This is a genomic window from Variovorax sp. TLI9-5A, from assembly GCF_056867935.1.
Map to the genome: position 1 here is coordinate 2920912 of NZ_CP200310.1, position 12668 is coordinate 2933579.

At 68.7% G+C, this 12668-nt stretch carries 12 protein-coding genes and 2 riboswitches; of the genes, 1 reads left to right on the top strand and 11 read right to left on the bottom strand.

From position 1 onward, the window contains the following. Positions 1-11: 11 nt before the first annotated feature. The 7 genes from gcvP to AC1VNX_RS13915 all read right to left on the bottom strand — a co-directional run bounded on the left by gcvP (position 12) and on the right by AC1VNX_RS13915 (position 7739). Complete coding sequence (gene gcvP, locus AC1VNX_RS13885) at positions 12-2924, bottom strand: aminomethyl-transferring glycine dehydrogenase (protein WP_483157209.1); 2913 nt, start codon at positions 2922-2924, stop codon at positions 12-14. A 52-nt stretch (positions 2925-2976) separates the two neighbouring features. Continuing rightward, positions 2977-3348 (bottom strand): glycine cleavage system protein GcvH, encoded by a 372-nt coding sequence (gene gcvH / locus AC1VNX_RS13890; RefSeq protein ID WP_301511341.1) that lies wholly within the window; start codon positions 3346-3348, stop codon positions 2977-2979. A gap of 52 nt (positions 3349-3400) precedes the next feature. Next, positions 3401-4573 (bottom strand): glycine cleavage system aminomethyltransferase GcvT, encoded by a 1173-nt coding sequence (gene gcvT, locus AC1VNX_RS13895; protein WP_483157210.1) that lies wholly within the window; start codon positions 4571-4573, stop codon positions 3401-3403. A 45-nt stretch (positions 4574-4618) separates the two neighbouring features. Beyond that, positions 4619-4728: riboswitch (glycine riboswitch) on the bottom strand. Between the two features lie 12 nt (positions 4729-4740). Further along, positions 4741-4838, bottom strand: a riboswitch (glycine riboswitch). Between the two features lie 46 nt (positions 4839-4884). After that, positions 4885-5295, bottom strand: coding sequence for a YkvA family protein (locus AC1VNX_RS13900; protein ID WP_483157211.1), 411 nt, complete (start codon positions 5293-5295; stop codon positions 4885-4887). Between the two features lie 44 nt (positions 5296-5339). After that, positions 5340-5897, bottom strand: a complete 558-nt coding sequence (locus tag AC1VNX_RS13905) for a hypothetical protein (RefSeq protein WP_483157212.1) — start codon at positions 5895-5897, stop codon at positions 5340-5342. A gap of 102 nt (positions 5898-5999) precedes the next feature. Next, complete coding sequence (locus AC1VNX_RS13910) at positions 6000-6467, bottom strand: L,D-transpeptidase Cds6 family protein (protein WP_483157213.1); 468 nt, start codon at positions 6465-6467, stop codon at positions 6000-6002. Between the two features lie 81 nt (positions 6468-6548). Next, complete coding sequence (locus tag AC1VNX_RS13915) at positions 6549-7739, bottom strand: MFS transporter (RefSeq protein ID WP_483157214.1); 1191 nt, start codon at positions 7737-7739, stop codon at positions 6549-6551. Between the two features lie 98 nt (positions 7740-7837). On the opposite strand from AC1VNX_RS13915, the gene AC1VNX_RS13920 reads away from it, so the two are divergent. After that, positions 7838-8629 carry an AraC family transcriptional regulator gene (locus AC1VNX_RS13920; RefSeq protein WP_483157215.1) on the top strand — a complete coding sequence of 264 codons (792 nt, stop codon included), beginning with the start codon at positions 7838-7840 and terminating at the stop codon, positions 8627-8629. Here AC1VNX_RS13920 and AC1VNX_RS13925 read toward each other — a convergent pair whose 3' ends face one another. The 4 genes from AC1VNX_RS13925 to denD form a co-directional block, all read right to left on the bottom strand. Further along, positions 8630-9907, bottom strand: coding sequence for a TRAP transporter large permease (locus AC1VNX_RS13925; protein WP_483157216.1), 1278 nt, complete (start codon positions 9905-9907; stop codon positions 8630-8632). It lies immediately after the preceding gene. An 85-nt stretch (positions 9908-9992) separates the two neighbouring features. Then, the gene (locus tag AC1VNX_RS13930) at positions 9993-10487 is read right to left on the bottom strand and encodes a TRAP transporter small permease (protein WP_483157217.1); all 495 of its coding nucleotides are present in this window, start codon (positions 10485-10487) and stop codon (positions 9993-9995) included. After that, complete coding sequence (locus AC1VNX_RS13935) at positions 10484-11452, bottom strand: TRAP transporter substrate-binding protein (RefSeq protein WP_483157218.1); 969 nt, start codon at positions 11450-11452, stop codon at positions 10484-10486. The genes AC1VNX_RS13930 and AC1VNX_RS13935 overlap by 4 nt, the downstream gene beginning before the upstream one ends. Positions 11453-11502: 50 nt before the next feature. Next, positions 11503-12522: a D-erythronate dehydrogenase gene (gene denD, locus AC1VNX_RS13940; protein WP_483157219.1), complete on the bottom strand. Its 1020-nt coding sequence runs from the start codon at positions 12520-12522 to the stop codon at positions 11503-11505. Positions 12523-12668: the final 146 nt, after the last annotated feature.

A 12668-nucleotide genomic window follows, 5' to 3' on the forward strand; every position in this document is an offset into this window, starting at 1 on the left:
CTTCTGCTTGCTCAGGCCTCTTCGGCTTCCTCGCTGTACTCGCTCACCGGCACGCAGCTGCAGAACAGGTTGCGGTCGCCGTAGACGTTGTCGACGCGGCCGACCGGCGGCCAGTACTTGGCGCTCTTGAGCGCGGCCAGCGGGAAGGCGCCGAGTTCGCGCGAGTAGGGGTGGCTCCACTCGCTGCCCAGCAGGCTCGCGGCCGTGTGCGGCGCGTGCTTGAGCGGGTTGTCTTCCTTCGGCCAGACGCCTTCCTCGATGCGGCGGATTTCGCCGCGGATGGCGATCATCGCGTCGATGAAGCGGTCGAGCTCGGCCAGCGGCTCGCTCTCGGTGGGCTCCACCATCAGCGTGCCGGGCACGGGGAAGCTCAGCGTGGGCGCGTGGAAGCCGTAGTCGATCAGGCGCTTGGCCACGTCCTCGGCGGTGACGCCGCTGGTGTCCTTGAGCGGGCGCAGGTCGAGAATGCACTCGTGCGCGACGTGCCCGTTGGGGCTCGCGTACAGCGTGGGGTAGTGGTCCTTCAGGCGCGCGCTGATGTAGTTGGCGCTGAGGATGGCCGTCTCGGTCGCGGCCTGCAGGCCCTTGGCGCCCATCATGCGGCAGTACATCCAGCTGATCGGCAGCACGGCCGCATTGCCCAGCGGCGCGGCCGACACCGCGCCCACGCCGTTCGACGGCACGCCGGCCGTGGCATGGCCCGGCAGGTAGGGCACGAGGTCTTCGACGACGCAGACAGGGCCCACGCCCGGGCCGCCGCCGCCGTGCGGAATGCAGAAGGTCTTGTGCAGGTTCAGGTGGCTCACGTCGCCGCCGAACTCGCCCGGCGCGGCCACGCCGACCAGCGCATTCATGTTGGCGCCGTCGACGTACACGCGACCGCCATGTTCGTGCACCAGCTCGCAGAGCTCCTTCACGCGGGTCTCGAACACGCCGTGCGTGCTGGGGTAGGTGATCATCACCGCGGCCAGGTTGGCGCTGTGCTTCTCGCAGGCGCGCTTCAGGTCGTCCATATCGACGTTGCCCTGCGCGTCGCAGGCCGTCACCACCACCTGCAGGCCGACCATCTGCGCGCTCGCGGGGTTGGTGCCGTGCGCCGAAGACGGGATCAGGCAGATGTTGCGATGCCCCTGGCCCTTGGCCTCGTGGAAGGACTTGATGGCCAGCAGGCCGGCGTACTCGCCCTGCGAGCCGGCGTTGGGCTGCAGGCTGATGCCCGCGTAGCCGGTGGCCTCGCACAGCCAGGCGCGCAACTGGGCGTCGAGCTGGGCGTAGCCCTGTAGCTGGTCGGCCGGCGCGAAGGGGTGGATGTTGGCGAACTCGGGCCAGGTGATGGGGATCATCTCGCTGGTCGCGTTGAGCTTCATGGTGCAGCTGCCCAGCGGGATCATGCTGCGGTCGAGCGCCAGGTCTTTGTCGGACAGGCTGCGGATGTAGCGCAGCATCGCCGTCTCGCTCTTGTGGGTGTTGAACACCGGGTGCGTGAGGAAGGCGCTGCTGCGGCGCAGCTCTTCGGGAATCAGCGGCGTGGTGCTGCCCGAGAGATCGTCGAAGCGCGGCGCCTGCTTGCCGGCGGGCGCGAACAGGCCCCACAGGGTTTCGACATCGGCGCGCGTGCTGGTCTCGTCCAGCGAGATGCCCAGGTGCTGCTGCAGGCGCTGGCGCAGGTTGACGCCGGCGGCCTGCGCGCGCTCGATGATCGACTGCGTGTCTTCGCCGGTGCGGATGGTCAGCGAGTCGAAGGCGGTGGTGTTCACCGGCTCGCGGCCCATCTGCGCGAGGCCCTTGGCCAGCACGGCGGTGAGCGCGGCCACGCGCTGCGCGATGCGCGTGAGGCCGTCGGGCCCGTGGTACACGGCGTACATGCTGGCCACCACGGCCGGCAGCACCTGCGCGGTACAGATGTTGGAAGTGGCCTTCTCGCGGCGGATGTGCTGCTCGCGTGTCTGCAGCGCGAGGCGATACGCCGGCTGGCCGTGCGTGTCGACGCTCACGCCCACGAGGCGGCCCGGCAGCGAGCGCTTGAACTCGTCGCGGCAGGCCAGGTAGGCGGCGTGCGGGCCGCCGTTGCACAGCGGCATGCCGAAGCGCTGCGTGGTGCCGCAGACGATGTCCGCGCCCCATTCGCCGGGAGGCGCCAGCAGCGTCAGCGCCAGCAGGTCGGCCGCGACGATGAAGGCGGCGTCGCACTGGTGCGCGTGGCCCGCGAGCGGGCGCAGGTCGTGCACGTGGCCGGTGGTGGCGGGGTACTGCGCGAGCACGCCGAAGAAGGCGCCGCTCGCCATCAGGTGCGGCAGCGTTTCCGACACGGTGCTCACCTTGACCTCGATGCCCAGCGGCGCGGCGCGGGTCTTGATGACTTCGATGGTCTGCGGGTGGCAGTCGCCAGACACGAGGAACACGTTGCTCTTGCTCTTCACGCTGCGCTTGGCCAGCGTCATGGCCTCGGCGGCGGCCGTGGCTTCGTCGAGCATCGATGCGTTGGCGATGGCCATGCCCGTGAGGTCGCACACCATCGTCTGGAAGTTGAGCAGGGCTTCCATGCGGCCCTGCGAGATCTCGGCCTGGTAGGGCGTGTAGGCGGTGTACCAGGCGGGGTTCTCGAGGATGTTGCGCAGGATCACGCCCGGCGTGTGGTTGCCGTAGTAGCCCTGTCCGATGAAGTTGCGCAACACCTTGTTCTTCGACGCCATCGCCTTCAGCTCGGCCAGCGCGTCGGCCTCGGTGACCGGTGCGGGCAGGCGCATCGGCTTCGAGCGGCGGATGGCCGCCGGCACGATGCCGTCGATGAGCTCGGCGCGCGTTTCCGAGCCGATCGCCGGCAGCATGCGCGCCTCGTCCGCCGCATCGATGCCGATGTGGCGAGCGGGGAATTCCTCGGCGTTCTCTAGTTCTTGCAAAGAAGGAAGGGCGGGCGTCGGCATGGCGGTGAGGGCTCGGAGGGAAAAGACAAAAGTGCTGAAAGGAATCAGCGGATCAGGATTCGGCGGCGAACTTGTCGTACGAAGCAGCGTCCAGCAGCGCGTCGAGCTGCGCGGGGTCGCTCAGCTTGACCTTGAAGAACCAGCCGGCGGCCAGCGGGTCGCTGTTGGCGAGCGACGGGTCGGCGCGCAGCGCTTCATTCACTTCGGTGATCTCGCCCGACACGGGCATGAACACGTCGGCGGCGGCTTTCACCGATTCGACGACACCGGCGACATCGCCCTGCGCGAAGGTCTTGCCGACTTCGGGCAGGTCGACGAACACCACGTCGCCCAGCGCGTCCTGCGCATGCACGGTGATGCCGACGGTGGCCGCGTCGCCTTCGGCCGACACCCATTCGTGGTCCTTGGTGTACTTGATGCTCATGGTGGAAAAACTCCTCGTGGAAAAAATGAATCGGGGTGCAGAGCCTAGCCGGTCAGCCGCGGTAGTAGCGGGTGGGCACGAAGGGCATGGTCGACACTTCCATCGGCACTGGCTTGCCGCGCACGATGGCCTGCACGCGCGTGCCCGGCTCGGCGAAGGCGGTGGCCACGTAGCCCATGGCGACGCAGCGGTCGGCCGTGGGGCCGAGCAGGCCGCTGGTGACGGCGCCGATGTCGTGGCCCTCGAAGGACTGCAGCACCGTGCCGTCGCGCACCGGAATGCGTTCCAGCGCGACGAGGCCTACGCGCTTGCGCTTCAGGGTGTCGTGGTCGGTGTGGCCGGCCGCGCCGGCGGTGGAGGCGGCGAGCTGCGCGAGCACCTTCGCGGCACCCGGAAAACCGCCTTCGCGCGCGCCGCCCGCGCGGCGCACCTTCTGCATCGCCCAGTTGAGCGAGGCCTCGACGGGCGTGGTGGTGGTGTCGATGTCGTTGCCGTAGAGGCACAGGCCCGCTTCGAGCCGCAGCGAGTTGCGCGCGCCCAGGCCGACGGGCTTGACCTCTGGCTGGGCCAGCAGCAGCCGGGCGAGGGCTTCGGCGTCGGTGGCGGCCACCGAGATCTCGAAGCCGTCCTCGCCGGTGTAGCCGCTGCGGGTGACGAAGGCTGCAATGCCGCCGATCTGCACCGCGCCGCCGGTCATGAACACGAAGCGCTCGACGCCGGGCGAAAGCCGCGCCAGCGTGGCTGCGGCCTGCGGGCCCTGCAGCGCGAGCAGTGCGTTGTCGGGCAGGGGGCGCACCTCGCAGCGCGAGCCGATTTTCTGCTGGATGTGGGCAATGTCGGCCACTTTGCAGGCGCCGTTGACGATCACGAAGATCGAGCCGTTGCCCTCGTTGAAGAACATCAGGTCGTCGAGGATGCCGCCCTCGTCGTCCAGCAGCAGGCCATAGCGCTGCTTGCCGGCGGGCAGGTCGATCACGTCGACCGGCATCAGGGTCTCGAACGCGGCTGCGGCGTCGGGCCCGACCAGGCGAAGCTGGCCCATGTGGGAAATGTCGAACAGGCCGGCCGCGTCGCGCGTGTGCTTGTGTTCGGCCATCAGGCCGGCGGGGTACTGAACCGGCATCGAGTAGCCGGCGAAGGGCACCATGCGGGCGCCCAGCTCCAGGTGGAGGTCGTACAGCGGCGTCTTGAGAAGTTCGGTAGCGGATGCGGAGGAAGCGGCCACGGGGCACTCCAAAGGGGCAGTCGAAATCCATGACGCAAGCCATGGGCCACCCCTGCTGTCCGCTTTACCTGAGAGATTCGCCCCACGATCGGGGTTTGCTCCTTCGGTGGGCCGTCTGCTCTTTCGTGCGGCGGCCTCTCTCCAGCAAGGAAACGCCGGTTTTCACCGGCGCCTCGTCAGTCCTTTTGCCTGAGCGTTCGGGGGAAACTGACCCCCTGCGCCTTCGGCGGCCCCGGCATGCGGGGCTCTCTCCTGACCCCGGCAAGTGTAGTTGATCGAGCGGCCCGGCTGGCGGATTTGCCTGCCTGCGCTCAGCGCGCCCACAGATACCAGGCCCCCAGGCCGGCCGCGACCCACACGGCCACGACCAGCGCGGCGCCCCAGCGGCTGGTCGGCCTGGAACCCGAGCTTTGCATCCACGCATCGGCCCGCTGCCGGCATTCGGCGAGCACCGGCGCCGGAATCAGCCGGATCGTGAGCCAGATCAGCCCCGGCAGCAGCAGCACGTCGTCGACGTAGCCGAGCACCGGAACGAAGTCGGGAATGAGGTCGATGGGACTGAGCGCATAGGCCACGACGAATACGCCCAGCGCCTTGGCGTACCAGGGCGTGGCGGCATGCCGGCATGCGAACCAGAGCGTGACGCCGTCGCGCTTGAGGCGCCTGGCCCAGTTGCGAAGGCGTGAGGACAGTGTGGTGGCGGGAGACGAGGAGAGATTCACCCGGCGATGGTGTCACAGGCCGGATGCTGTTGCGACCAGATGCGTCAGTGCATCACCTCCGCCGGCGGCAGCAGCCGGTCGATGCGCTCGCGCAGCGACTCGGCGCGCTCCGCGCCGGCGGTCTTCTCGATCTCGGTGAGCATCAGCGCGGCGATGGTCAGCATCGCCTCGCGGTCGCGCGCTTCGCGCAGTGCGTCGCGCATCTGCAGCGCGAACTTCGGGTCGCGGCGCACGAACATGCGCTCGCAGATGTCGAAGAGGAACATGCGCGTGGTCGCCAGCGAACGCTTGCCGTCGAAGGTGTCGGCCGAGGTGGCGACCTGGATCGGCTCGATGGCGGGGATGGGCGAGGGCGCGGGCTGCGCGGGGGGCTCCGCCGGGGCGGCTGCGGCAGCCGCCGCCTTCGGGCTCTGCAGGTAGCCCTTCTCGATCAGCGTCTGGATCGCTCGTTCGGCTTCATCGCGGTTGGCGAAGAGGGGACTGAAGTCGGTCAGGGAGCGCCGGCCGTCGGCCATCAGCAGCAGGGCGCGTTCGCGCTGGGTGAGCGTGCGCTGTCCGCCCTGGAGTTCGTTGCGCGCCTTGTCGGTCTTGGTGGGAAACATGGCAGCCACAGCCTTGGGGAAACGAAGGCTGCAGCATGGTTGCAAGTGGTGACACCTTCGTGAACCGTTTGGCTTACAGGGCCATTGAGCGGGGCGCTTGCGTCAGCCGCCCGCGCCTTCCTTGCGGATGAGCCAGCGGCCTTCCACGCGCTGCAGCTCCAGGGTCTTGCGACTCTTCTCGCGCAGCTTGTCGGCGCTGTAGGTCTGCTGGAAGCTGGCGGTGGCCGCCTGTCCCTTGAGGCTGATGACGAGGCCGTCGATCTCCACGCTGATGGCGGCCTTCTCTTCGATGCGCGCGCGGCGATCGGCCTCCCAGGCCTTGCGGTCCTGGCCGCGCGGCGGCGTGAAGTCGCTCGCGTAGGCGGCGAGGTAGCGCGTCACGTCGCGTGCGGACCATGCTGCGGCCCAGGCGCGCACTGCGGCCTCGACTTCGCGGATGCCTGCTGCGGGATCGGCCGGCACGGTGGTCACAGCCGGTGTCGTCGGCGCTACCGACGTTGCCGGCCCGGCGGCGAAGGCGGCCGGAGCCAGTAGCGCGCTTCCCAGTACGCAGCTCAGGAATCGATTCATGGCGCAGTGTCCCTCCTTGTCGTTTCGCCGGCCCTCCGGCCCCGCGCTCGATTCTGGCAGCGAACATGCGCCAGGTCCTTTTCAGGCGGCAGCTCCTTCGGTCTCGGCCGGCATCGCCTGCATGGTGCGGTTGCGCAGCCGCAGCGCCAGCACCGCCGCCACGCACAGCACGCAGAGCACCGCTGTCAGCGTGACGCCGAGGCCGCGCGCGTCCGACAGCATGCCGAAGAACGGCGACACCAGCCCGCCCACCGACAGCGCCAGCCCCAGCGCGATGCCGCTGGCGGTGGCCGGGTTGCGCGGCAGGTAGTCCTGCGCCAGCGTTACCTGCGCGGCGAAGGGCAGGAACATGCACAGGCCGAAGAGCGCGGTGCAGGCCAGCGCCCAGTCGGCGTCCGGCGCGAGCACGATGCCCGCGAGCGAGGGCAGCGCGAGCAGGTAGCCGGCGCGGATCGTGCCCATGCGCCCGATGCGGTCACCCAGCCAGCCGCCGAGCAGCGTGCCCGCGGCACCCGCCGCAGTGAATGCGGTGAGCGCCGCCGCACCCTGGAAGGCCGAGCCGTGCAGGTCACGCGTGATGCGCAGCGACAGCATCGACATCACCGTGACGTACGGGATCGACCAGCCCACGATGGTCGCCACCAGCAGCCCGAAGGCGCGCCATTCGTTGTGCGGCTTCATCAGATGGTCGCCGGCCTTGCGGGCTGCCGCAGCGCTGCTGCCCGAGGCCGTGCCGCGCCATGCGTTCGCGGCGAACCACACCACGCCCATCGCCAGCGCCGGCACGCCCAGCAGGTAGCTGCGCGACAGGCTGCCGCCGCCCACGGCCGTGGCCGCCAGCACCGGCGCGAACGAGGCGCCGATGGTGCCGCCCACCGAGAACACGCTCATCGCCTTCTGCGAGCCGCCGCCGGCCGCGCGCGCCGCCACCGTTGCGGGCGGGTGGTAGGCCGCGATGCCCAGCCCGCACAGCGCCATCGCGATCCAGGTCGGCAGGTAGCTCTGGCTCAGGCCGGCCAGCACCACGCCCAACGCGGCCACCAGGAAGCCCGAGGGCATCAGCCAGCTGCGCGGGTGCCGGTCGGCGTACAGGCCGAACAGCGGCTGCACCACGCTCGACAGGCCGGTGGCCGCCAGCATCAGGCCGCTGACTGCCGTGTAGCTGTAGCCGCGCTCCAGCACCATGAAGGGCAGCAGGGCAGGCACGAGGCCTTGGTAGAGATCGTTGACGGCATGGGTGCCGGTGAGCAGCCCGAGTCGGCGCTTGTTCATGACGGATGCTTCTTTCGTTTTGCAGGAGGAGTGGAAAAAGCATCGTAGGAAGCCGTGAGAAGATGTTCTCGCTACGAATCCTCAAGCGTCGTCGAGAAATGGACAAAGAAGCTCAGGCAGCTATCAACCTCCGTCCGGAGCACGGCGAGTCGACCCCGCGCGCCGTCGCGGTGCTGGCGACCGACCCGGCGGGCGATGCCTTCATCCCTGCGCACACGCACCGGCGCGGGCAGCTCATCCACGCGATTTCGGGCGTGATGCTGGTGAGCGCCGCAGCCGGCAGCTGGGTGGTGCCGACCGGCCGCGGCGTGTGGGTGCCCGGCGGCATGGAGCACCGGATACAGATGGCGGGCGAAGTGCGCATGCGCACCGTGTTCGTCGAGCCCGGCACGCGTGCCGACCTGGGCGGCGAGTGCCGCGTGATCCACGTCGGCGCGCTGCTGCGGGAGCTGATCGTCACGGCCGTGTCGTTGCCGCTGGACTACGCGCCGGGCGGGCGCGACGAGCGGGTGATGGAGCTGATCCTCGACGAGATAGAAGCCGCGCCGGCGCTCTCCCTGCATGTGCCGATGCCGCGCCACGCCCGGCTGGCCGCGCTGTGCGAGGAACTCGTGCGCGACCCTGCTCTGCCCGCCACGCTGGACGACTGGGCGCTGCGCCTGCACATGAACAGCCGCACGCTCGCGCGCCTGTTCCAGCGCGAGACGGGCATGAACTTCGGCGCGTGGTGCCGGCAGGCGAGGCTGCTGCTGAGCCTGCCGCAACTGGCGGCCGGTGCGTCGATCCTGGAAGTGGCGCTGGCGCACGGCTACGAGAGCCCGAGCGCCTTCACCGCGATGTTCCGGCGCACGCTGGGCGTGCCGCCCAGCGTGTACCTGCGCCGCGACTGACTATCTGGCGTAGACCAGATCCCGCAGCGCCAGCGAGATCCATGGCACGTAGGTGATCACCATCAGGCACCCCAGGATCACCAGCACGAAAGGCACGAGGTGCTTCACGATGCGGTCCAGCGATATTCGCGCCACGGTACAGGCAGCGAACAGGTTCACGCCGAAGGGCGGGGTGATCATGCCGAGTGCGAGGTTCACCACCATGATCAGGCCGAAGTGCACCGGGTCGATGCCGAAGTGCACAGCCACCGGCGCCAGGATCGGCGCGAGCACGATGATCGCCGCGCTGGTCTCGATGAACATGCCGATCACGAACAGCGCCGCGTTTACGCCCAGCAGGAACATCGCCGGCGACTGCAGCACCTCCTGCAGCCAGCGGCCGATGGCGTCGGGCACGCCGGCACGGGTGATGAGGAACGCGAACAGGCCCGCGTTGGCGATGATGAACATGATCACCGCCGACGACACCACCGACTTGCGCAGGATCGCGTAGAGGTCGCCCAGCCTGATCTCGCGGTAGACCAGCATGCCCACCACCAGCGCGTAGAACACCGCCACCGCCGAGGCTTCGGTCGGCGTGAAGATGCCGCCGTAGATGCCGCCGAGGATGATCACGGGCATCAGCAGCGCCCAGCCGGCCTGCCACAGGGCCCGGCCGAAGGGCATGCGGCCCTCGCCGTCGTTCTTGCCCCAGCCCTTCCACTTGCAGTAGACCCACACGAACAGCATCAGCACCAGGCTGATCAGGATGCCCGGGCCGAAGCCCGCGATGAACAGCTCGCCGATGGACACTTCGGCGCTCACGCCGTACAGGATCATCGGGATCGACGGCGGGATGATCACGCCCAGCTCCGCGCTGGTGGCCTGCAGGGCCGCCGCGTACGAGGTGGGGTAGCCGTGCTTGATGAGCGCCGGGATCAGGATGGCGCCGATCGCGAAGGTGGTTGCCACCGACGAGCCCGACACCGCCGCGAAGATCATGCAGGTGAGCACGCAGGTCATCGGCAGGCCGCCCTGCACGCCGCCCACGATGCTCTTGGCGAACTCCACCAGCCGCCGCGAGATGCCGCCCGTCTCCATCAGGTTGCCGGCCAGGATGAAGAACGGGATGGCCGCCAGCGGAAACTTGTTGATCGAGTTGAACATCTCCTTCACGGAGATCAGCATGTTGGCGTTGGTCACCTGGATGCCCAGGATCGACGCCAGCCCGATGGACACCGCCACCGAAATCGACAGTGCGAAGCACAGCACCATCGTCGCGACCATCACGGTGCTCATGATGTAGCCCCCACGCTCGGCACTTCGTGTCCTCGCTGCCCCCCGAGGGGGCCGTTCGCTTGCTTGGGGCGGCCCGGCGCGGCGCTCATTGCGCGGTCTCCAGTTCGAGCCGCTTCGGATCGAGGAAATTACCGACGATGCCGAACAGGCAGAAGATCGACCCCACCGGCAAGGCGAGGTAGGACCACAGCATCGAGACGCTCTCCAGCCCCGCCATCGACTGCACGCGCCCGCGCATCGCATAGTCGAAGCCCCACCACAGCACCACCAGCATCAGGATCAGCGCGGCGAGGCTCACCACCGCGTCGAGCACGCGGCGCACGCGCGGCGGGCTCCAGCGGTAGAGAACGTCAACGCTCACCATCGCGCCCTGGCGGAACGCGGTCGGGATGCCGAGGAACACCATCCAGATGAGGCTCACGCGGATCAGGATCTCGCTCCACTCGGCCGGCTGCTCCAGCACGAAGCGGGTGATGATCTGGAACAGGCCCAGGCTCGACGCGACGACCAGCATCGCGCAGGCCATCAGCATCGACGCGCCGGTGGTCCAGCGCTCGATGCTCAGGAATTTTTCTTTCACTTGTAGTCGCGGATCTTGTCGAGATTGGCCTTGCCGAATTCCTTCTCGAACTGGGCATTGACCGGCGCGAGCGCGGCGACGAACTTGGCCTTGTCGACGTTGTCGATCACGGTCATGCCCTTGGCGCGCAGGTCGGCCACGCCCTTGGCGTCGTCCTCGTCCACGCGCGCGCGGTTGGCCTTGGTGCCTTCCTTGGCGGCGTCGAGGAAGGCCTGCTTGTCGGCCGCGCTGAGCTTGTCGAAGCTCGCCTTGTTCATCAGGAAGATGCAGGGCGAGTAGACGTGGCCCGTGAGCGACAGGTGCTTCTGCACCTGGTCGAACTTGGCCGAGATGATGACCGGCAGCGGGTTCTCCTGGCCATCGACCGTGCCCTGCTGCAGCGCGGTGAACACCTCGGGGAAGGCCATCGGCGTGGTGATGATGCCGAAGCCCTTGTAGGCGGCGATGTGCACCGGGTTTTCCATCGTGCGCATCTTCAGGCCCTTGAGGTCCTCAGGTGCCTTCACGTCGCGCTTGCTGTTGGTCATGTGGCGGAAGCCGTTCTCGGCCCATGCCAGCGCCTTGAAGCCCTTGGCGTCGAACTTGGTCAGCAGGTCCTGGCCGATCGGGCCGTCGAGCACCGCGCGTGCGTGGGCCTTGTCGCGGAACAGGAAGGGCACGTCGAGGATCTTCGTCTCGGGCACGAAGTTCGGCACCGGGCCGGTCGAGGAGAACGCGAGCTCCTGCGTGCCGAGTTGCACCGCCTCGATCGACTCGCGCTCGCCGCCGAGCGAGCCGTTGTAGAAGGTCTGGACCTTGTAGCGCCCGCCGGTGCGCTTCTCCACTTCCTTGGCGAAGGTGTCGATGGCAACGCCCTGGTGCGAGTTCTGCGCGGTCGAGATGCTGATCTTCATGGTCGTCTGCGCGAAGGCAGCCGAGCTCAGGGCGAGCGAAAGGCAAGCGGCGGCAATGGGGCCGAATTTCATGTTGTCTCCGGGGAGTTGGGTCAGGAACGCGTCAGGCGCGCTTGATCCGACTATGCCGTAACCGGAAGCTTCACGGCGTCGGGATTTTCACGGACGTACTCGCGGATGACCGCCTCGAAGCTGTCGTCCGCCGCCAGGCCCAGCGCCTTCGCGCGTGCCGTTTCGATGCGCCCGGGCCAAGTCTTCACGATGCGCATGATCGTCGGGTCCGGCGTGCGGTCGAGCAGGGAGGTGGCCGCCTTGCCGGCCACGCGCTCCAGCGCCGCGGCCATCTCGCCCACCGTGGTCGACAGTGAAGGCAGGTTCAGCGCGGTGCGCGGGCCCCATTGCGCATCGCTCGCCTCGGCGGCGCGGATGATGCCCTCGATGGTGCGAGCCGGTGAGGCGATGGCGACAGGCGTCTCGTCGGGCACCGGGCAGGCCGCGCGCAGGCCCGCCAGCGGCTCCCGGATCATTCCGCTGAAGAAGCCCGAGGCCGCGCCGTTGGGCTTGCCCGGCCGCACGCTCACGGTCATGAGCCGCACGCTGCGTCCGCGCACGAAGCCCTTGCGCGTGAAATCGGCTACCAGCTGTTCACCTATGAATTTCTGGATGCCGTAGCTGGTCTGCGGCGTGGGCAGCGTGTGGTCCTCGATCACCCTCGGCAAGGGCTGCTCGGGCGAGTCGCCGAACACCGCGAGCGAACTGGCGAACACCAGCACCGGCCTGGTGCCCAGCGCGCGGATCCGTTCGAGCAGCGCGTGCGTGGCGGCGAAGTTGCTGCGCATGCCGAGGTCGAAGTCGGCCTCGCATTCGCCGCTCACGGCCGCAGCCAGATGGAAGATGGCGTCGGCTTCGCGCCAGGGCGTGGCATCGGACTGCGCCGAGAGTTGCTCGTTCAGGTCGCCGGTGATGGCATTGATGCGGGCATCGGCCGCGAGGTCGGCCGGCGGGGCCGCGCGATCGACCAGCGTGATGCGCTCGATGGGGCTGGCGGGCGAGCCGGCCAGCGAAAGGCTGCCTTGCTTGAGCAGCGTGCGTGCGAGGCGCGCACCCAGAAAGCCTGCGCCGCCGGTGATGATGATCTGCATGGGTCTTGTCTCCTGTGAGCGCCGAGGATAAGCGTGCGGCGCATTCTGCGTGGCGGTTCGGGCACCGGCCGCTGCGCATGCGTATGGCATGCTCGGCCGAAAGGGCCGAGCGGCCTGCGCCGCGATCCGGTCCGGCAACGACAACC